2 protein-coding genes are annotated in these 23,387 nt (G+C 56.8%); both read right to left on the reverse strand.

The features are described 5' to 3' along the window. Window positions 1-25: 25 nt before the first annotated feature. The gene (locus tag CEE69_RS03660) at window positions 26-2,662 is read right to left on the reverse strand and encodes a diguanylate cyclase (RefSeq protein ID WP_099259388.1); all 2,637 of its coding nucleotides are present in this window, start codon (window positions 2,660-2,662) and stop codon (window positions 26-28) included. 253 nt (window positions 2,663-2,915) lie between these two features. Continuing rightward, window positions 2,916-23,105, reverse strand: a complete 20,190-nt coding sequence (locus tag CEE69_RS03665; protein WP_233214590.1) for a LamG-like jellyroll fold domain-containing protein — start codon at window positions 23,103-23,105, stop codon at window positions 2,916-2,918. Between the last annotated feature and the right edge of the window lie 282 nt (window positions 23,106-23,387).

Raw genomic sequence — 23,387 nt, forward strand, 5'->3', positions numbered from 1 at the left:
TGATCGCCAAGCTCAGCGTGCCCACTCAGCTTTGAAACAGTTCTTCTTCGACTTCGTCGTCTTCCAGTTCCACTTCGATGAGGTGGGCGTTTTGCGTGGCCCGGCAAAGGTCGAGCAGTCTCTGCGTTTGTCGAAGGAGTGTGATCCACTCGACGTTTTCGCCGTTGGACGCTGCTTCTTCGATTTGGCGTGCGGAATCGACGATGGGTGTAAGGTAGCTGGCGTCAGCGATGTCGCACAAGTCTCGAGCGAGGTCACGCAGTTCTGTGATGTTTTGCTTGTCCATGGCTTCAGCGATGCGTTCGATTTGCTGTCCGATCTTCAGAGCGGTTGGCTTTGGAACGGCGAACGAGATTCCCGTGGTGGTCGGCACGCCCATGGCGCTTTCTTTGACATCGGCCTCGATCTTCGTGAGGAAGTGATTCACCAGTTTTGCATCGAATTGTTTGCCTGCGCAGCGTTGCAATTCCAACGCCGCGGTGGAGTGCGGTCGGCCTTGACGATACGCATGATCCGACACGATGGAGTCATACGTGTCGGCGATGGTGAGGATGCGAGCTTCCATCGGAAGCTCATCCAGTTTCAGGTGCCGTTCGGTGGTACCGCGTTCGGAGATCGCATGGTGGGCTCGAATGATGCGTTCTAGTTCGGGGCAATGGAACGTGCCCGCGACCATGTCCAATCCGATGGTGTTGTGTCGCCGCATGACTTTCCATTCTTCGTCGGTCAGCGGTCCAGGTTTATGCAAGACATCGTCGGGGACGCCGATCTTGCCAATGTCGTGCAAGAGTGCTGCGATCTCCAGCACATAGATATCACGTTGGCAAACCAAACCGTCCGCGGCTTGCACGCAAAGGTTGGCGACGCGACGGCTGTGTTCCGCGGTCGCAGGATCTCGGTAGGCCAATGCGGAAACCAACGCCGTGACGGCGTGGAACGGCAGGCTGACCAAATCCGGATCAGCGACTTCTTCGGGTTGCGATTCTTCTTCGCCGAGGACGTCCACGCGATCGGGATCGAATGGGACCGACTGGTTTCGTCCGCCGCGTTTGGCGACATACAGGCAACTGTCGGCTTGGTTGATCAGCGATTGAACATCGGCGGCGCCGAATTTCAGCTCGCTGACACCGAGTGACGCGGTCAATCGCAACGACTCGGGGTCTTCGAGGCGAATGTTCATGATCGCCAATCGAGTTCGTTCGGATTGCTCCATTGCTTCGTCCAGGTCGTGACCCGGCAGCATCACGCAGAACTCTTCTCCACCGTAGCGGCAGACGACTTGGTTCTCTTCGTGAAGGTCACGCAACACCTTGCTGACTTTGCGAAGCACTTCGTCGCCCGCGTGGTGACCGTATGTGTCATTGACGCTCTTGAAGTGATCGATGTCGACCATGAAACATGACAGCGGACGTCCCGCGCTGCGGTAATCCGTGAGCATCTCTTCCATGCGTTCGAAGAACGCACGACGGTTCAAGCAACCGGTCAACGCATCTCGTGTCGCGAGAATTTCGAGCTCTTGGTTCTTCTTTTGAATTTCGTCTTTGCTCAATCGCAACATCGACAACATGTTCTCGAGTTCGAGACGATGCTTCTCAACGTGCGTGACGTCCTGGAAAGTGACCAGGGCACCTTTTTGTTTTTCATCTTCGCCGATCGGTCCAGCGTTGACGCTGAAGACTCGGTGAATGCCATCGCGGCCGGTCAGACGAAGGATTTCTCCGACGACTGATTTACGCTGGCTGATGGCTTGTGTCCAAGGCAGTTCGGCTTCCTTGGTCGTCTTTTCACCGTTGCCGAACACCCATGGCAAATCGCCCGCCAAACGGTCTTGCAGTTCTTCGGGCTCGAAACCGTTGGTATCCAGGAAATTGTCATTGGCGAGAACGATCTTGCCGTCTTTGTCGAGCACCAACAGGCCTTCGGCGAGGGTGTCGAGTGCTTGACGGACTCGTTCCGGCACGACCTGCGTTCGTGAGAAGACGCCGAGGATCCGCATCATCAGGAACGAATACGAACCCATGCCGATCACGGTGAAGAAGATCAGTAGGCGAAGAATGCCATGGTCGAGCAAGTTGCCGAGCGGTCCCGAAAGGTTGCTCTTGAACGTGAATTCCAGATTTCCCCAAGTGCGGTCTTGAACGGTGATGGGGATGTCCAGCCGGATGATGTCGCCGTCGAGTTCAGCCGTCGCTTCTTGCGATGCCGAGACGGTGGGCTCAACCCAATTCGGGACCAATTCGGTGGGTGCGGGATCGTCGGATAGGAACAGGACGTCATCGTGTGACGCTGTGCTTGACGGCTTGGGATCAGAAACGTTGGCTGTTCTTGATTCGTCGGACGAACCGGATTTTTTCCAGCAGATTCGGTGATGTTTTGTCGCGGCTTGAAGCGTGCCGGTTTCGGTTCTCAAGCCGGATGAGAGCAGTGTGTCGTTTTGGCGTACCAAGGATTCCAGCGTGGAATTCAGCTTGGACCATCGGTGTTGACGAATGTCGTCAATGGATGCGATCGCAACGGTTTCGCAGAATTTACGCCGCGCAGCTTCTTCGGCCAGCCGTGAATCGGGGATAAACCCGAGCCACTGAGCTCCGAGGATGAGACCCAATCCGACGCACACAAGTGCGAAGGCGAGTCGAAGCGATGCGAATACGGCTTGGAACAAGAAAGTCGATCGATGAGTTCGGGATGGTTGACGTCAAATTCACCTCTGATTTGTCACAAGCGTTCGGTGACACGCGGCCCGTCGGCCACGCGAAATCAGCTGGAGAATTCCCTTTGGATAAGTCTTCGCCATGAAACGCGGCACACCGTCATTAGGAGGTGTACATCTGAGTTGACGCTGAAAAGTTGTGTCGCTACGAACGGTTTCGCTGCCTGATGCGGCTGTTCGGTTTGTAGCGAGTTGTCCGGTGGTGCTAGTCGAGCATTTCTTCCACTTTGTCCTGGGCCATTCCGTCCGCTCCTCTATAGGCAGAGAGCAGCGATGCGGGGTCCAACATTCGCCAACTGGGGATGCCCGCATACATCGTCGCGATGAACATCCCGCCTCTGAGTGCCCAAAGCACATATCCAATCGAGGCCAGCCCCAATGTGGTGCCAACAGCGCCGACGTCGATTTCTTCGTTGTCGAATGACTCGTTGATTTGGACCGTGCCGCTGTCGGACAAGTGCCAAGTGAGCAGTGTGTTGAGCGCGGATTCGCCAGCGAGGTCGTTGAGCAATCCGTCGCCGCTGTCGAGAATCTCGTACAAGAAGGATGTGTCGCCAAAACCAATGCGTTGAGCGCCGCGACTGGTTTGACTGACGCTTGCACGAATGCCTTGCCCACGAGCGTCGGTGCCTCCACCGGAGCTGTCCTCACCCGATTCCGATCCGCTTCCATCGCCTTGGTTTGCGTTTTGGTTGCCTCGGCCGGATTGCGTTGATTCGTTACCTGCTGTGCCTGATGAACCGCCAGGACCAACGGTGGTGGCGGGGCCATCCGCATCGCCGTCGCCGGTCGAGTCGGTGGGTGCATCGCTACTGTCGGATCCTTCGTCGCCACCGTCCCCGCTGCCGGTCGATCCGCCTGAATCGCCGCCGGAGTCTCCTCCACCGTCGCCGCCTGAGCTTCCGCCAGAGCCGCCTGTGGAGCCACCCAGGACATCGATTGTGACCGTTGCGATGTTGCTGGTCAGCAAACCATCGTCAGCTTGATAGCTGAACGAATCATCGCCGAAGTAGCCTGAGTTTGGCGTGTAAGTCACGTTGCCGTCCAAGTCGACTTGCAGCGTGCCATTGGCTGGGTGAGCCACAATGACAATGCGAAGTGGATCGGAGTCCACGTCGACGTCGTTCGCAAGCAAGTGAGGTGAATTCAACAATGTGTCTTGGCCGACCACCACGGTGTACACACCGTCGTCCAGTGCGACGGGGGCTTCGTTGATGTCGGCCACTTGGATCGTGAAGGTTTGATCGACGAAGGTCCCGTCATCGGATGTTCCCCGCACAATGACGTCATGAGAGGAATTTGCTTCGAAGTCCAGCGACGCTCCCGCCGCAACGGTGACGACTCCGGAGTTCAGGTCGACATCGAAGCGTCCGCCCGCGTCGTCGAACATGGCGTACTGGACGTCGCTGTTGGTTGCGTCAAAGTCGGTTGCCAAAACGGTGACGCCCACGGAAACGCCCGCGGCAGAGTTCTCGTTGACCTGGTTGGCGTTTGCATCCACATCACCATTGGCGACCACCACGAACTCGTTGACATCGTTGATGTTGATCGTGAAGGACTGAGATGCGGTGGAAGTATCGTCGGATGTGGCGGTGACGGTGATGTCGTAGCTGGCGGATGATTCCCGATCGACGGAGCCCGCCACGGTGACTTCGCCGGTGCTGGAATCAATTTGAAACAAGTTGCCGGGATTGGCGGTCAGGCTATACGTGATTGTGTTATTGGTCGCATCCAGATCGAACGCAGTGGCTGTGACACCGACGCTGGTTCCAACCGCTACGTTCTCATCGACTTCGTTCACATTCGCGTCGCTGTCGGTGGGAACCGTGACATTGAACTCATCCAAGTCATTGATCGCGATGTCGAACGTTTGCGTCGCGACGGACCCATCGGAACTGGAGGCCTGAATCTCGATGGTTCGGCTGTCACCGTGAGTCTCGCGATCGATTGCCGCCGCAGTGGTGACTTCGCCCGTGTTGAGATCGATCTGGAACAAGTTGTCTGGATTGCTGGTCAGGCTGTACGTGATCGTGTTGTTGGTCGAGTCCAAGTCAAACGCATCGGCGGTGAGTCCAACGGAAGTTCCAGTCCCGACGTTCTCATCGACCTCGTTGGCCGCTGCGTCGCTATCGGTTGGGGTGCTGACGGCATGCTCGTTGGCATCCGTGATTGTCACGGCAAAGTTTTCGTCGTAGGTGGCACCTGCGGTGTCCGTCACTCGGACGGTGATGTTGTGGGTGGTGTCGGTTTCATTATCCAGTTGGGATGTGTCCGCAACGGTGACTTCACCGGAGCTGGAATCGATCACGAATCGTCCGTTCGCGTCGTCAGTCAAGGTGAACGTCGCTGTGTCGCCGGAATCTATGTCGCTGTGAGTGATCGTGCCGACGGACGTTCCGTTGTTGGCGGTTTCCACGACGGTCAGGCCAGTGGTTGCCAAATCATGAGGATTGTCATTGGCACCCTGAATGGTGATCGTGATTTCGGCGGTGCTGTTCGCTCCGTTTGAATCTTCGATCGTGTAGGTGAAGACATCCTGAAGTGTGTCGCCTGTCGTTCGAAGTGCTTGCACGGACGCGTTGTTTTCATCGACAACAAAGGTGTACGACCCGTTGCTAGCGATTTGGATGGTTCCGAACGAACCAACCACATTGCTGGCGACGGAACCCGATGCCGAACCTTGCGAACCCGCGGCGACACCGACAACCGTCAGCGAGTCAGTCACGTCCGCATCGGTGTCATTGTCCAAGACGTTGCCGGTGGCATCGCTGCCAACTGTAGCGTTGGCGATTCCACCCGACTCGGTTGCGGTGCCGCTATCAACCAAGGCAATCGGTCCGTCGTTGGTTCCTGTGATGGTGACCGTGACGGTTTCAGTGTCGGAGAGCGTTGATCCGGAATCGTCGGTGGCGCTGATGGTGTAGGTCAGGACCAGCGTTTCGCCGTTGGCGAGGAAGTCGAATGCTTCGGTGCCACTGTTGAAGTCCCATGTCAGCGTGTCGCTGTTCTCGGTTCCGTCGAGGATCGCGGTTGGTGAGACGGACAGGAAGCTTTGCAGGGTCGCGTTGTTAAGCGATCCGGGAACGCTCGATGCTCCGATTCCTGAGACGGCAACGCTGTCGACGGCGGCGGTCACCTCGTCGGCGACGTCCGCATCGCTGACGGTGAACGTGCCGGAGTCGGTTAGGCCGCTGTCGGTTTCAGTCAGTGATGACGTGGCGGGGCCGCCGCTGATGATCGGGGCGTCTTCGATCGAATTGACAGTGACGTTGAAGGTCACGTCAGTGGATTCCCCGCGAGCATCGGTGGCTCGGACGGTGATCGTCGTCGTGCCGTGTTGGTTGGCGGCGTAGTCCAGCGTCAACGTGCCGGCGCCGTTGTCGACGTTCGCCGAATCCAGGAACTCGGAGCTGCTGTAGCCGATCAGACTGTAGGTCAACTCGTTGTCGGCGTGTTCCAGATCGCTGAAGGCCGCGTCCAAGTCAATCACGGTGTCGGGGGCGTCTTCGTCAACCGTGACGTCGCTGATACCGCCAGTCGGATTGCTGTTCAGGAAAATATCGACGGCACCGGATGGTGAGTCGTATTCGTCGTAGACGGTGAAGCCGACCGAGTCGTTGACCAACGTGATGGAGTCAAACGTTCCCGCCAGCGTGGTGGCCGTGAAGATGTCTTGCAGGTAGCCGCCGGCGGTCATGCCGGTGAGGTCGAGTTCCAACTGCGCGCCGAGGCCGAGCGTGAAGGTTCCGCCGACCGCGATCGATTCGTAGACGCTGGTCGAAGATGCCGACAAACGAATGATTGCGTCATCTTCCACAGTCAGGTCGTTTGTGATGGTGCCAGCCCCGGTCAACACCGAGTCGTTGACCACGACTTCGCCAGTCGCGTTGATCGTGTGACCGTTTAGGTCCAACGTTCCCGAGATCACGTTCAGGCCTTGCGAGCTTCCGTTGAGCACCAAGTCATCGGCCAAGATCGCGGTGCCAGACGTCTTGTCGATGTTCAGTTTGCCATCGGAGAGATCCTCACCTGAGATCGTTTGGGTGCCGGTGCCGTTGAGTGTCAATACAGCGTCGCCGCCGACGCTGGTGTCGGACGACGTGATGTTGCCAGCGACACGAATTTCGCCAACGTTCAACGCGTTGACGCTGGTGATCGTCAAATCGCCACCGACGTTCAGAACGCCGGAAATGTTTTTGCTGAAGTTAGAATCAAAGATGACATCGTCGAAGTTGATCGCGGACGCGGCGATGGTTCCGGAGTTGTTGCCGAACGTGATCGTGTGGGTCAGATCCGCGACGCTGCCGGCGACATGGTTCAATGTGCCATTGATGGTCAGGTCGGTGCCGAAGGTCAGCGTGCCTGACCCTTTGTTGATCGTCAGGTGCTCGGCTTTGGCATTCGCATTGGTTGCCGTGACCGTTTGGTTGCCGGTGCCATCGGCGATGATCATCGTCGTGCCGCTGTAGCTGTCATCGCTGTAGGTGATGTCGCCTGAAACGTTGATTTGGCCGCCGTTCAGCGTGCCAGCGTTGGTGAACGTGAAGTCGCCGTCGACGTCCAGTGTTCCGACGATCACGCGAGTTCCTGCGACCGTGCTGTTCAGGATCACATTGTCGAACGTTGCCGAACCTGAATCGATCGTGGTGTTGTGACCTTGGAATTCAACGGTTTGTCCATTGGTGTCCCATCCGCCGGATGTGTAGGTGAAGTCGCCGCCGAGTTCGATGTCGTCGAGCAGTTGAACTGTGCCAGAGGCTTTATTGATTTCCAAGTTGCCAAGTTCACCGGTTCCGCCGTCGGTGGAGATTTGCTGATCGTTGGTGCCGTCCAGAATGATCAGGCTGGTTCCATCCCAATCGTCGTCGGTCGTCAGCACGTTGCCCGCCACGTTGATGGCGGCTCCGTCGATGGAGTCAACATCGGTGAGTGTCAAATCGCCATCGACGTTCAAACCACCAACTACGGTGATCGTGCCGTTGGTGTTGTTGACGCGGAAATCGTCGATCGTCAGTCCATCGGCATCAATGGTCTGGTTGGTGGTTCCGTTCAAGCCGACTCGGTTGCCGCTAAAATCGACTGTGCCGGACGTGTGGGTGAAGTCGCCGAACAAGTCTAGGTTGGAGGCGAAGGTGAGTGTTCCGCTGGACTTGTCAATGTCGATTGAGTAGATGTTGCCGGAACGCGTGTAGGTTTGATCGCCACTGCCATCGAATACAAGCGTGGATGTGCCAACTCCCATGGAAGGCGTGCTGTCAAAGTCGCCCGCCAGCTCAACACGGCTCGAGCCCCAGTTCATGGTTCCGCCGGTGCGAGTCAAATCGCCATCCATGTCCAGCAAGTGGCCTGCGGTGCGGAATGTTCCGTCTGATTGCACGAAGTTACCAGTCGTTTGGAAGTCGCGTTCTTGCGTGAGCGTGCCGGTGTAGCCCGCACTGACCTGGATCTCGCTGACGCTGCCGGCGAACGCCGAGTCAATGTCGGAATCCTTGGTGCTGGTTGCGTCGAACACGACGATGTCATCCGCTTCGGGAACCAAGTCGTGATTCCAGTTGTCTGCATCGGTCCAGTCATTGGTCGCTCCGCCGCCGTCCCAGACGAAAACGGTTTGGCCGGGATTGACTGTGATCGCGACGGTGGTCGAATCGGTCAGTGACCCGTCGTCGACCAAGACAACCAGCGATGCACTGCCGTTGTAGCCGGCTTGGGAGTCGTAGCCCAAACCGTACAACGCCGCGTCGATGTCGGCGGTGCTGCCGCTGAACTGCAGCGTTCCGTCGCTGCCATCGCCATCGATGATGGTCAGCCCGGTGGTTTGCGAGAGAGCGATCGCGGCGTGGTCGGCGGTCACCGTGACGGTCAGGTTGTCACCGTCGACGTCGTCGGTATCGAGAATGCCCGCACCCGAGATGTCGAATGACAGCGAACCGCCTTCGTTGACGGTCGCGGTGGCGGGGCTGGTAACCGTGGGGGCATCGTTGACATCCGTGACCGTGATTTGTGCCGATTCGGTGTTGCTGCTGAATGCGGAATCGCCGCCGGTCGAGCTGATGTTGTGGTACGTCCCAGCGGTTCCGGCCGTTTGATCCCAGCCACGGAATCCGAAGTTGGCGAGCGTTCCGTTTTCACCGTTGGGGTTGAAACGAACGAGGTCGGTTGATTCCAGCAACAGGGCTTGGCCATTGTTGACGGTGCCGACGTCGGCCCAGATGGTGCCGCCATCGGTGGAGTATTCCCATGTCCCGTTTCCAGGGTTGGAAACAACGATTGCGATGCCTTCGGGATCTCCATCGACGTCCGTCAAGATGTCTTGTCCCGACGAAGCGAGAATGTCGGCAACGGTTTGTCCGGCATTGTTGATGTCGTCTTCGGTGATCGTGTCGAAGGTCGTCGAATAGTTGTAGTCGAGCACCGGGGCGTCGTTGATGCCGGTGATGTTAACGATCGTGTGAGCCGTTGCGGTCTGTTCGCCACCGGTACCCTGTTGAGTTCCGACGTTGCCGTCATCGAACTCCCAGTTCAACTGGACGGTCGTCGGCGGTGCCTCGCTGGTGTTTTGGTACGTGATCGACTGCAGGACTTCGTTGAGTTTGTCTGCGTCCAGATTGGTGTTGAAACGCAACGTCAGTTGTCCGCCGGAGTTTTGGTCGACGGTGCCGATCGTTTCGCCATTGAGTACAAGGCTGCCGCTTTGGGTCAATGCGGAAAGGTTTCCGCTGGCGCCGAACACGTCGTCTCCGCTGGTGCCGCCGTCTCGCGAAAGTCGCAATTCCGTGTTGTTGTAGTCGTCCAGCCCGGCGTCGATTTCGGCATCAAACAATGACAGGTCGCCGTCGAGCACGAAAGCGGAACCGCCTTCGGTGAAAGAGGCTGTTCCGACGTGTCCGTTGATTTGTTGAACCGAAATGTTGTCGATACGACCGTCGACGTTGTTGGTGTCGTCAGATAGCCCGGCGGTGTCTGAAGTGTCGGTGAAAGTGATCGTCGATGGGGCCGAATCCGCGATGAACGTGTACTCGTACCGAACAAAGCTGGTGCCATCGATGTCGGTGACGATGTGTGAAGTCGTCAGCAGATTGCTGTCCCCGTCGACAGTGACTTGCAGAGATTGATTTTTCAGATCCGATCCGTCGCGGTAATCGAACGTCAACCGATAAGTCTGGCCGGATTCCGTTGCAATCGTTTGCGAGGCCGAGTGCGGCCCCACTGCGTTGCCGCCGCCGAAGTTCATCTCTCCACTGGAGTAGGCCGTTGAACCGACGGTCGACCAACCGCTCAGGTCGGTATCGAAGGTGCCGTTGCTGATTAATTCTGGTCCGACGAACTCGGGGGCATCGTTGACACCGGCGATCGTGATGACCGATTGCGTGCCAACAACTGTCGTGTCGTTGACTCCGTCTTGTTCAAACTCGGTGACCGATTCCAGGGTCACCGTGCGGGTCGTTCCCGTCGGGGTTTCGCTGGTGTTTTGATAGCCGCTGTTGTTGATCAAGGCCGCGGCAGTGGCTGATCCGATCCCAAAATCACGTGAAATCGTCAGGGTGGCCACGCCAGCGTTGACGCTGACGCTGTAGGTGAACCCGGACGTGTCGGTGATGCCTTCGTTCCCGTCAACAAGGGCAATGTATTCGCTGTTGATGCGGTATTGCTCGTGTGCCCCATCCGTGACTCCGTCGATCGAAATTTCGAACGATCCGATGGTGTCGCCAAGCTCAACGGCGTCGATGGTGGTTCCCGAGAAAACACTGACCGATGAGCCGCCTTCGGTGAACGTCGGATTGTTGGCGGTGGTGGAAACGACTGGGGCGTCGTCGACCTCGTGGACTTTGATAACCAAGTTCTCTGTCGCTGAATCGACGTCGCCGTCGTTAACAACAAACGTCATCGTTCGGTCGGTTGTATCGGGATCGTGGCTGTTGTTGTCGAACGTGATCTCGTTCAGTGCAGCCTGGTAGTCGGCAAACGTCACACTATCGGGCGTGTCACTGGTTAATGTCAACGTGATGGAACCGTCGACCGTCAGATTGCCGCTGGGGATTCCTGACACTGAAATTCCGAGCGCATTGATGGCACCTTCGTTGACGTTCAGGATGTCACCGATTTTGCCGTTGGTCAGGGTGACAGTGAAGGATTCCGCGTGCGTGTCGTCGACGTCGGTGATGGTAAAGTCGTCGTCGATGATTGCGATCGGACCCGCGTCCTCAGTGAACACCGTTGTCCCTTGCTGGGTAGCGACGGTGAAATCGCTGATGTTCAACTGGTTGCTGGTTCCGGTGTAGTTGGCCAAGACCAGAGGCGCAATGTAGGCGGTGCCATGACGGAACTGCGTTTGACTGGTGGAACCGGTATCGGTGGCACCGCCAATCGAAATGGAATAGTCGCCGCCGGTCTCGTCGATCGATCCGCTGGATAACAACGGGTATTGGTACGTTCCGCCAGTTGGCGAAACATTGCGTACGGCTTCACCGGCCAAAATCGTGGGGCCTGCCCATGCGGTCCGCAGTGTGATCACACCGGTTGCATGATCGATCGCGTCTGCGTCCCACAAATTTGATTCAACGTTGCGGGTGTAGGTGTAGTCGGCGTAGGTTTCGCCAAGACTGTTGGTGTAGCCGTACCAACCGAATGAGCGGTTGTTTTGGCTGCTGCCCTCGTACCAGCCGGTGGCGTCGGTTAGCACGATTTCGGTTGCACCCGCGACGAGGTCGACGGCGAGTGTGGTGTCGGCGGCTCCGGCATAGTGGCCGGTGTGTTGGGATGTGATCTGGTTGCCATCGATGTCGTAGCTGAAGAAGCCAAGGTAGTGGGTTTCGCCCGCGTCGTAGTTCCCGCTTGCGCCGTCGCCGGACCACGCTGTCACGGACAATTCGTAGCTCTGGTCGGAATCGACTGCGATCATATTGCTCGATTCGAGTGTCGCTTTACCAATCACCGAGGTGCTGGTGTTGCCGCCGAACTCGCCGACCATCGTATCGAAACCCGATGAGATCGTTGGAGCATCATTGACGGCGGTGATGTCGACCGAGACATCTCCAAAGACTTGATCCGTGCCACCACCGGTCCCGGTGTTGCCGTTGTCATTCGCAGCGACCTGGATTGAATCTGCTGCGACACCATTCAGGTTTGGCGTGGCATGTTGGTAGGTGACTGACGTGGCGTTGTCTAGAAACGAATTCAAGTCTCCCCGCGTCCCAGTCAACGTCAGCGTCGACGTTCCATCACCAACAACGGTCACACCGGCTGTCGTCGTGGCGTACAAGCTACCGCCGGTGGAGGTCGACAGTTTGATGCTTAGATCTTGCCCGCCACTGCCATCCACGTCGCGGAGATCGACGGACGACAAGTCCACGTTGGACGCAACGTCTTCGGTGACAGTGATGCTGGCTGGTAGTGATCCACTGTTGTAGGGATGATCATTGACCGACTCGACGGTGACGTCTCGCGATAGAGTATTCGAATCGCCTTGCCCATCGTTGACGATCACTTCAATCGTCCGCGTCGCTGTGTTGGGGCTGCTGTCACTGTTTTCGTAGGTGAGCGACGCCAGAACCGTTTCGTACTGTTCTACCGTGGCGGTACCGGACAACGTCAGTTCTCCGGTTCCAGAGTTCCAACTGGATATGATCCCGAATTGATCGACCGCCGCCAAAACGTCTTCGGACGAGACGTAATTGGCGTTGATGCGAACGACGGCGGACTCCAGGTGCGTGTCATCGACATCTGCCAGGTTCACATCGGGAAACACGACGGTCGCGGAATCGTTTTCGGTGTAGTCCAAATCGGCCCAGGCTGGGGCGGACGCTGCTCTCACTTCAACGTCATCGAGATAACCGCGAACACCAGAATGGTCGGCCGACGTGTCGGTGAATGTCAGCGTTGTGCTGGTCGAATCAGCGACAAAGCTGTAGGAGTACGGCTGCAACAAAGTGCTCGCCACATCACTGGTGATCGCTTCGTCCAGAAGAAGGGCACTACCATTGACGTCAAGCTGGATGGACTGCGACTGGGTTCCGCTACCGTCGCCGTACCGGAATGTAACGAAGTACTCCTTGCCGACTTCGGTCGTCAGAGTTTGCGATAGAACGCCGGGAGCACCTCCGATTTGGCCGAATCGCATTTGGCCGCTGTCATGATCCAGGTTCCCGCTGACATTCCAACCACTGGCGTCTGAGGTGAATTCGCCGTTGGTGACGAGATTACTGCCTAGGATATGTGGCGTGTCGTTGACCGCGAATTGTTGCGAAAACTCTGACGTTTCATTGGTCGTTAAGTCGGTTGCAGTGGCCGTAACGAGCGTTCCCGATGGCAGGGCAGCAACAAAGTTGGTGTCAAAGGTTGCGTTTCCAGAGCCGTCGGTCGTGACGTCGATTGATCCCAAATAGGTTTCCCCTTGCCCATGACCGCTGGCGTATTCGTCGGTCAGAAAGAACTCAAGCCGATACGTGCGAGCTGCCAAACTATTGAATGAGCCAGAAACCGCTAACTGAGTTCCGTCGGTGCTGGCCGAGTCGATGACCGGGAAGTTCTGCAGTGAGTTGCCACCTGTGTCGGAGTCTCCGGCGTCGTTGGCCGTGTAGTACGGAGCGGTTCCGAACGAGGTGTTATCGCTGGAGTTTTGTAGGTCGATTCCAATGATTCCGCTCGCCGCATCTCCCTGCCGAGAGAGCACGGTTCCGTTGCCGTAGATCGAGTTTTCAGTGATCTCAATACCATAGGCACCGTCATTGACGGCGATGCCTGCACCATAGTTGTTGGCAATGATATTGTGAGCAATCGTGACGTCGTAAGAACCGCCGCGGAGTGCGATCGCATCGTATTGAATGTGCGTCCCTGAGGTCGGACCGACTCCGTTGTTGACGACTGTATTGTTTGAGAAAGTGATGTTGTTGGTGCCAGATCCCGTGTAGAGAGCTTGCGTTGATGTGCCGCTGAGGTAGTTGCCGTCGATCGTGATACCGCTCGACGCGTTGATTCCGATCGCATCGCCGTTGCTGGCGTTGAGGCCGATGTCGATGAACTGGTTTCCGGTGATGGACCAGCCATCGGCCGCGTTGAGAGCCTGAATGCCTTTTGATTTTGAGAAGGCAAAAATGTTGCCAGCAATGTTTCCGTTGTCCGCACCATCCGCGATAACGCCGCTGGTGTTGTTAAGTGCAAGGCCAGGATCAGAAATTCCGGTGGCGCCGGATCCGAAAATGTTGCCTGTGACAGAGGTGTTGATAACCGCATCGGTGATTTCGATCGCCGCCGCACCACCTTTGCTGAATCCGTACATTGCAAAGCCGGTCACCGTGACGTTGTCAGCGCTGATCAATAGTCCGTTGTCGAGCGTTGAGTCGCCGATGATCTCGATCTCGGGCCGTTCGACTCCTGCAATCGCCGTGTCATTGACACCAACTTCGGTGACAACGCCCAGCGTGCCCGGGTTGGTATCGCCGCCGAAGGATGTTTGACTGGTCCCATCCAGGATGACGGATTCGGTGATGGTCGGCAGCGCCGCGGTCAGTGAAATTTGCCAGTGTGCGTCGACCCCGTCAGTGCCGGTGTAGCCCGCGTCGGAGTTCAAAATCGAAAAGTTGATGGTGTCTTGGCCGAGCGTTCCATTGGCCGCCGTGATTGCTTCGCGAAGCGATACCTCGCCGTCGGTGCCACCACCGACCGCGTACAGTTCTTCGATCGTGTAGGTTGCACCCAGCCCCGTGTCGTCGACATCCGAAGTCGTGGTGACGTTCAGGAGAGTGCTTTGCACATCCTGGACAGTGACGGTGATCGTCTGGCTGTCCGTGTAAACGCCGTCGCTGACTTGGACCGTGACTTCGTACACGTTGTCCAGATCGCTGTCGTCGGGACTTTCAAAGTCGGGCGAACTGACAAACGTCAGATTTCCTGAAGCGTCGATCGCGAAATCATTTTGGTCCGTTCCGCCGATGATCGAATACGTCATCGTGTCACCCGGCATGTCGGCATCACTGACGGTGACCTGGGTCACGAAAGACACGGTTTCGTTCACGTTGACGCTGGCCGTTGCGCCACCACCATTGCTGGTGATCGCAACAATGTTGTCGTTGATCGGGTTCAGCGTGATACTGAACGAACCGGTCGACGCCGAGCCAGCGCCATCATCCACGCTGAATGAAAAGCTGTCTGCCAGGTTCTCGCTGTCGTCGTGATCGTATGTGATGCGTCCGGCGTCAATTTCCGATTGCGTGAACGAGGTGGTGACCAGTCCGTCCAATTTCAATTGGCCGTAACTGGGGTTTGCCGTCACGGTGTAAGTCAATTCGCCAGCGGTGTTGTCGACATCGGTGGTCTCCAGCATCGACGAAGTGATGGTGTTTCCCGCTGAGCCTTCGTTGAACGTTGCTCCGTTGTTGGTGCTGATGACTTGTTCGTCGTTGACATCCGCGACGGTCACCGTGACGGTGTTGTCTGCTGTACTGAATGCGGTCGAACCGCCGCGCGTCGTTACATCCGCTGTTCCGCCCGCGGTACCAGACGTTTGGTCCCAGGCGTGGTAGTCCAGCGTCAGGGTGCCGCCATTCTCTGTATCCGGTGTGAAGCGAATCAGGTCGTTCTCTCTCAACAGCAACGCAGATGTCGAATCAACGGTTGGAATCGTGGTCCAGCTGGATCCACCATTGATGCTGTATTCCAAAGTTCCGCCTGAACCCGCGGATCCAAAGATCGCGGCACCTTCCACTGCACCGGCGTCGGCATCGGTAACGGTACTGCCCAAGAACGCTGCGACTGAAGCGGTGAAAGGAGCTCCATCTTCGGTGGCGGGATAGGTGGGCGATGAAGCCGTCATCACCGGCGCATCATTCACGTCGTTGACTGTGATCGCGATGGTCTCGTTGTAGGTGCTTCCCGAGGAATCCATCACTTGTACGGTCACGTCATGCGATGTGGTCGTTTCAAAGTCGAGCAGTGAACCGTCGGCGACGGTGATCTCGCCCGTGCTAAGATCGATTGCAAATCGACCTCCTGCTGTGTCGAGCAGGGTGTAGTTGAAGGTGTCGTTCGCATCGGCATCATGGGCAACTGCGAATCCGACTTGCGTGCCGTTGGATGCCATTTCATCGACTGCCAACGTGTCTCGCGCGGCACCGGCCACGTATCCGGTGCCGGTCGCTTGACCGACCGTCAATACGTAGCCGTTGGCAATGTCAACGATTTCACCGGAGACAAAACCGTCGAATTGCCAGTTGGCCAGCAATCCCGCTGAGGCGGCTTCGGCAGACGTGAAATCGAGTTTGTAATTGTCGTGCTCGGCGATGTCTGAATCGGCACGAACGTGGTCCCAAACACGAACGTCATGGAAGGTGCCCGAGAAATGCTGCGTGGAATCGAATCCAGACTCTGCGCCGCCGTCTTGGTCTTGTCCCAGCACGAACGCGCCGCCACCATTGGTGTTTGCCTGAGTCCCCGTGACAATGGATTCGGCGAACACACCATCGACGTAAAATCGCAATTCTCCACCGGGTGTGTCCCAAGAGAATGCAACCGTGTGCAAATCGCCGTCAAAAAGTTGACTGTAGGTTCCGGTCGATTCATATCCGGTCCAATCGAGCGTCCCATCCGCGTGGATTGCGAGATACGATCCTGATCCACCCGACTGTCGTGAATAGAGTGTTGCCATGTCGGCAGGAGTTTGCAGATCCGAGATCGCAAATTCCATCGTGATCCCCGTCAGTCCATCCCAGTAGGGAACGCCACTGGAATTGTCGACCAAGTAGGCGTCGTTTCCACCGTCTGAGTTCAACGCAACACCGACGGACAGATCCGTGGGTGCTTCGCTGACATCATCGACCGCAACGGTCATCGTTTCGTTGTACGAATTGCCTGCGGCATCGCTGACGGTGACATCAATGGAGTGAGAATCGCTGGCTTCGTGGTTCAATAGCGAACCATCGACCACCGTGATTTCGCCGGTGTTTGAATCGATCGCGAACCGCCCGCCCGCATCGTCGCTCAGGCTGAAGGTGAAGTTCGATAAAACTTCGCTGGCGTTCCATTCAATGATGTAGCCGCGGTTGTCTGCACCGGAGAGGTCAAGCCACTCGCCGGTCGATCCGTAGATAGCTAGGTAGTCTTCGTTCCCTCCAAAGTCATTGGGCTCAATTGAATTAAAATTGGCGTAAGCGCCGGCAGGTGCTGCACCCAATTCATCACCAACCCAGAAGTTGTCCGCCTCCACCCCGTCTTCGATCCAATTCCAGCTGCCTTCGCTCGTCGCGTCGGTGCCTCCAATGTAGAACTCCGATCCCGCTCTGGAAACGATGTCCTGAACCAGTTCGTTCTCGTAGGACGAACGGATCGTTACCAATTGACCGCCGACCCCGTTGATCAAGTCGCTGGAAGCGCTCGACATGGCAGTGGTCACGTCCACTGCGTTTGTGACAAGTTTGTAAAACTTGCCCGTTGCCGCGTCGTAGGACAACGTCGGGTCATCGTTCAAAATCGTCGTCACAGCAGCGGGGATTTCGATGACTTGAACGTCGGCGATGTATGGACCATAGGTGCTGGTCGGACCTTCGAGCGATCGGAACTGGAGCACCGAAGTCGCGTCGTCCGCTGTGAAGGTGAAGCTACGCTGCTCAAACGCCCCGGTTTCACCCCATGACCAATTGCTCTCCTGAGTCGCTTGGAAATCGGCACTCGTACCACTCGCACTCACGCGAAGGTTCTTGACGGTGTCTCCGCCGCTAAAATCGCCAGTAAGCGCAAAGACGACTTGGTACTGCCGCCCCGCAACCGTCGTCAGATTTTGCTCAATCGCTCCCGGCGCAGAGCCGTCCAAGTTGACAACGCGACCGCCCAACGGAGACTCCCAATCGCTGGTCGCAAACAGGTCGATGGAGGCTTCCGTGACCGTCCAGTCACCAAAGGTCCCGGTCACACCATACTGGGTGGTGGACGGAGTCGCTTCGTTGAATAAACCATCGCTGGCAATGTCTTCGGCAACCTCCGGGGCGCTCGGTAATACGAAGCCGACCGTCGATCCGCTAGTAGCGTTCTCAGCGACGTGAAGATCTTCAACCGGAGTGCTGGCTGTAAAACCAGCTCCAACCGCATGTCCAACGCTCAGGTTGTTTCCGCTCACCAAATCGACGACTTCGTTGGAACCGTTGAAGCCATCCATCTGCCAATTGGCCACTAGGCCCGTCGGCAAGCTACCGCTGTCGAACTTGTTTTGATAGTTCAGTTCGATTTCAGCGTCGCTACGGACTTGGTCCCAAATGCGAACGTCATACAGCGTGCCCTGAAATGCATTGGCGGCGTATATGTCACCTCCATCGTCGGAATCTTGTCCGATGATCAAACCAACCGTTGGGCTGTCGTAGAGGGTATACCCCGTTCCCTGGCTGGTGATCGTTTCGACATACTGTCCATCGACATAAAACCGCACGTTGCCGTTGTTTTGATCCCATGACACGGCAAAATGGTGCTGATCGCCATCGAGTAGTTCGGCGAACGACTGTGTGGTTGATTCTGGCGTGGAATCCGCGATCGAGATGAATAGCGTTCCGTCCGCGTTGATCCCCGCAGTGAACTCGTTGGCGATCCCGCCTTCCCAATAGTCGATCAATGCGATGTACCCGGTTGGAGCACTATCGACCTGGAAGGATGCTTCAAAAGTCACTTCGCCAAGCCCGCCCAAGACCGGACTTCCATCGGCAAGCTGCAGATAGGAATCGTTCCCACCGTCCGTGTTCAACTCGATACCGCTGGACAGATCGCTTGGCGCGTTGTTGGATTCAACCAAGTCGTTGAGCGAAACTGTGAAGACTTCGTCGTAGGTGTTGCTGTCCTCATCCGTCACGCGAACGGTCAAGGAATGAGAAGCTTGACTCTCATAATCCAGCAATGATCCATTGCCGACCGTGATCGTGCCGGTGCTGGCATCGATCTCGAAGGCACCGACGACGGTTTGTGACTGGATCGTGTAGGTCACCGCATCGGTGGCGTCGAGAACCGCATCGGCGTTCCATTCCACAATGGATCGCACCATCGCTCCACTGCCCTCGTCATCCCACGTCCCGTTGACATAAAGTTTTGCGAAGTCCTGCCCGCCATCGTCATTGGGTTCTGCCGGTGCCCAATTGGAATAGGCGTCGTCCACACGGTAGCCGGATGCGGCCCCACGCCAGACGACTTTTCCTGCAGTAGTGCCGGTGTACTCTTGAAATTCGCCTTCGACGACTTGGTCCGAGTAGCCTAGCCAAACGTCTCCTCCAAGTTGGTTGGCAAACAACGTGGCAAGCTCATTCTCAGCCGCGGAACCGATCGTCAACAGTTGTCCCGAGACGCCACCAAGCACGTTTGAATTCGCCGATGACTGAGCAGTGGTCCAAGCGGACGACACATTGGTGAGTTTATAAAATTTGCCTGTCTCTGCCGAATATCGCAAGTTTGCGTCAGCCGCCAACAACGATGCGATTCTTGCTTCACGTTCAGCGTCTTGACCAGAAACACTGCCCACAACGCTCCCGCTGATCGTGTTCTCGTCGATCGCAAGCGTGAGTGCTGCTTCGCTGGCAGTGAATCCAGATTCGCTGGTGTGTTTGATCGTTAGGTTGTTTCCGCTGACGGACTCGGTCACCACTCCATCGCCCGAGATGTCGTTGAAATTCCACTGAGCCAACATTCCAGACTCGTCAAAGGGAAGTTCAGTTCGGTAGCTGCCGGCCATCTCTGCTTCGGTGCGGGCATCATCGAAGACTCGGGCGTTGAAGAAAGTTCCGCTGAACACTTGGTCGCTCTGGAACGTGCCTTCCACGGAATCTTGCTCTTGTCCAAACAGCAGTTCACCGCCGCTGGCAGTGGTATAGCCTTGTTGTAACAACGGGTCTCCGGCAAGCACGCGGCTGTCGGCCACCTCACCATCGACATAGAAGACCCATTCGCCTGTTCCTCCGTCCCACGTAAACCCGAGGCTATGGGTTTGGCCGTCGAGAAGACTCCGATAGTCCATTGCGTCAGAGTAGGCGTTGGAGCCAGCAATGGTAAGTTGCAAGTCTCCAGTGGTCGTGATGTAGAGGAGGACTTCGTTGCTGTTCGAGCCGGTTGCATACGACAGTAAGGGGACTCCGCCGCCCGCGACCGTGCTCTCGAACTGAACCTCATAGCTCAGCGAACTGAGTCCGCCCAGGATGGAGCTCCCGTCATCGGCCAGCAGGTACAAATCGTTGCCACCATCGTCATTGATGTTTAAGCCGCCAGCATTCGTGGCAGTGGTGGACAGGTCCGTCGGCGTGTCGGATCGATAGGCATGCAGTTCCGCCATGTCCGATTCGTTGACTGCATAGTTGTAGACTCGGATATCATCCATCAGACCAGTGAATTCACCGCCTACGGAACCTATGTCGTACGCGCCGAGCTTCACGGAGGATGGACCAGTCAAGTCGTTGAAGAACGTCGTCGTTGACGCGTCACCTTGTGAATAGGTCACATCGCCGCCGGTTAGTTTGACGCCGTCTATGAACAAGCTCGTGCCGCTCGAGTCGGTGGTGACCGCGACGTGGTGCCAGGTGTCGTCGTTGATGGTCGCGGTCGAAGTCGCACGCATGAGCGAAGAACCGCCCGCATTGACCGCCCAAATCAAATTCCCGTTTTCAACCCACAACGATGCGAAGTTGCTTGTCGCACCGTCGCTGATGTCAAAGATGGTTGAGAAGTCCGACGAGGAAAGTTTGACCCATGTGGAAATAGTGCCCGCGGTCAGGTTTGCAAAACTACCGACGTTCGCGGATAGGTCCACATAGTCGCCTGTCCCATCAAGTGTCAGTTTTCCGTCACCGACCTGATTCGTTCCACTCGTTGTGTCGACCGATGCATCACCCTGTAGAACACCATTCAAGCCGTTCGCGCTGCTGTCGGTCGCACCTGAACCCGCGTCGAACTTGTAATGTGCCAACAATTCGGGCGGCGCGACATACTCGTACGCACCGATGTCGGGCGATCCGTCACGTGCGACGCCGCGTTGATCCTCCACTGTGGAGGAACCTGTTGCTGCGTTGTAGGCAATGCTGTCGATGTTGATCGCGTGAACGGATTGCCCCGAGGATGCGTCGACGCTCAACGCAGCCAATGCCGGATCACTGCCCAGAATGTCGGTTCCGACGGTGCCGCTGAATCCGCTGTTGTGTTCGACGATGTTGTAGCCGCCACTGACGATCGTGCCATGCACGTCACTCCCACCAAGATTGGACGTGTTGTCGGCGAAAATGGAGGCCTCTGCATTGAAGGTTGCTGCCGTGATGTAGACGCCGCCACCATAGCCATTTGTGTCTAACGTATTGTTATCGGCAATTGTCGAATGCAAGATGGTGACGGTGCTGCCCGCATTCTCAGCATAGATCCCACCGCCGTAGAATTCGGCTTGGTTTCCACTGATCGTCGAGTTAGTAATCGTTGTCGTGCCGTCGAAAACGTGAATTGCACCACCGCTCGCACCACTGGTGTTTCCGATAAACGCGGTGCGATCGAGCGTCGTCGTCCCTCGGGAATAGATCGCTCCGCCACCAACATTGGCCACGGTGTTGTCGGTAAAGGCCACATCGGTTGCCGTGAATTCGCCCTCGTTGTAGACGGCCGCCCCTTCCTCGGTACCGGACGAAGCCCCAGTCAACGTCATGTCGCTGATCGTTAGATCACCTGCGTTGGCGAGATAGAAAATTCGATCGCCGAGTGACGACGCATCGAGGATGGTCGTGTCCAGGCCATCGCCCTGGATCGTGATCTGACTCGTCACATCCAAATCGCCCGTGGCAGACGCGTTTTCGAACTGTCCCGCGAGGTCAAGAACGTAGGTTCCTGCACCCAAGACAATCGTGTCAGCACCGGCGGTATTGTTCGCCGCGATGATGGCTTCACGCAGCGAGATGAAACCATCGCTTCCCTTGTCGGCATACAACGCAGACAGGCTGGTGGTGTCGCCGTCCAGCGTGTCCGCAAACGTGTCGACTTGGATACCAGCACTTTTCAAAATCAAAGTATCGATGTCATCGTCGGAGAGCGCACGCGTGTAGATGCGAACGTCATCGAGTTTGCCTTCGTAGTCGGTTCCTGCAACGCTGCTGCCACCGATCGTGACCGTCGAACTGACATCAACCACACCAACGTTGGATGTGGTGGGGCCCGATGATGTCCCGTCGACGTACAGACGCAGGTCATTCCCGCTTCGCGTGGCGGTGACATGGTGCCAATTGCCGTCGGCAACGAAACCAGACGTGGCCAAGCTGGTCGCCGACGTGGTGCTTCCTTGCAGGAAGAGGTTCAAACTGCCGTCGCTGTTGGTGTAGATCGAGAACCCATCGCTGCCGTCGTGGGATCCGATCAAGCGAGTCGAATCGGCTTGTAAGGCGTCCGCGTTGTACCAAAAAGAAACCGTGAAATCGCCGCTGAAATCGAGCGACGGATCGTCTGCGATTTCGACAACCGAGTTCGCACCCGATCCGTCCTGGGAGAAGTCCATCGCATACTCACCAACGGCCGCATCGCTGGTCCACGCCGGGTCGTTGACCCACGTGCCGTCGTTGCCATTTCCCGATGCATCGGTTTCCGTCAGCGAACCCGAGGTGTCGTATTCGTGATGAACGACTAGGTCGCTGGTGATATCCAGCGTGCTGTGCCAACTGGCCTGCGCCGCATAACCAAATGCAACATCTGTCGTCACATCACCGACGGTGTATTCGAGGATCCAGTCGCCACCGAGTTCCTCGTGCCCAGTCGCATCGTCACTTGCTGCGACGTCGCAATTGCAAACGAGCGCCAACATCTCGATCAGGTCTTGACCCTCGACCGTGCTCGCCAAATCACATCCATAGATCAGCAGGTCGGCATCGGTGTCGAGAGAGTGTCCCCAGGACGCAATGTCACCGGCAAAGGACGGAGCGGTGTCGATGCTCAATCGATCGCTACCCAACTGGATCGCTTCGCCGTCACCGTGCGATACCAAGTGAATCGCATCGACTCCTTGCAACGTCGATAACGCACTGCTGATTTGATCGATGCCGCTTTGGTCACTCGCCAGACGCACGATGACCCACTGCGTGTCTTCACTTTGATCGCGAAGGTTCTGGACGAGCGCATCGCTCTCCTGCACACCGTCGTCAATGAAGATGACTTCGATCGGCCGAGCCGGATCCATTGTGATGGGACCGTCGGCTGGATCGAAGAATTCGGGATCGTCTTTCGGCCGACGTGCTTCACCGTCAGGCGTCACGTTTGTGATATCGATGTCATTCAGCGCAGCGTCGATCGAATCCAATTCGGCGTTGAGTGATTCAAGTAACTCCGCATCCGGAGCGACGACTTCAATTGCTTCCAAACCTTCACCGGAGAGAAGAACTCGATCTTCCAGTTGAAAGAAGTGAAAGTCGCGTTTGGACATCGCAGAATCTTCAGGAGCGTTATTTTGCATGGTGAATTGCCTCATCGTCCTAAACGACACAAATTGACGTATGCATGAGACGCACGGGTGTCCACGTAGGATCCGCTGACTTTGCGGGTTCGGCTGATCTGACGCGTTATTCCGATTGGTGCCGGTCGAAACGTATGTGTGGCTCAATTTGCTTGCGGTCGTTGCAATCCTCGCGACCGTCTCATCCGAAGAGTTATGTACACGTAGTGAATCAACGCACAGGATCTCACGACGTCGTGATCACCCCAGCGG

It is taken from the genome of Rhodopirellula bahusiensis, from assembly GCF_002727185.1.
GTDB lineage: Bacteria > Planctomycetota > Planctomycetia > Pirellulales > Pirellulaceae > Rhodopirellula > Rhodopirellula bahusiensis.

Coding starts and splice junctions, on each gene's coding strand:
- CEE69_RS03665 (WP_233214590.1), bottom strand. CDS start 23,105: ATGTCCAAACGCGACTTTCACTTCTTTCAACTGGAAGATCGAGTTCTT.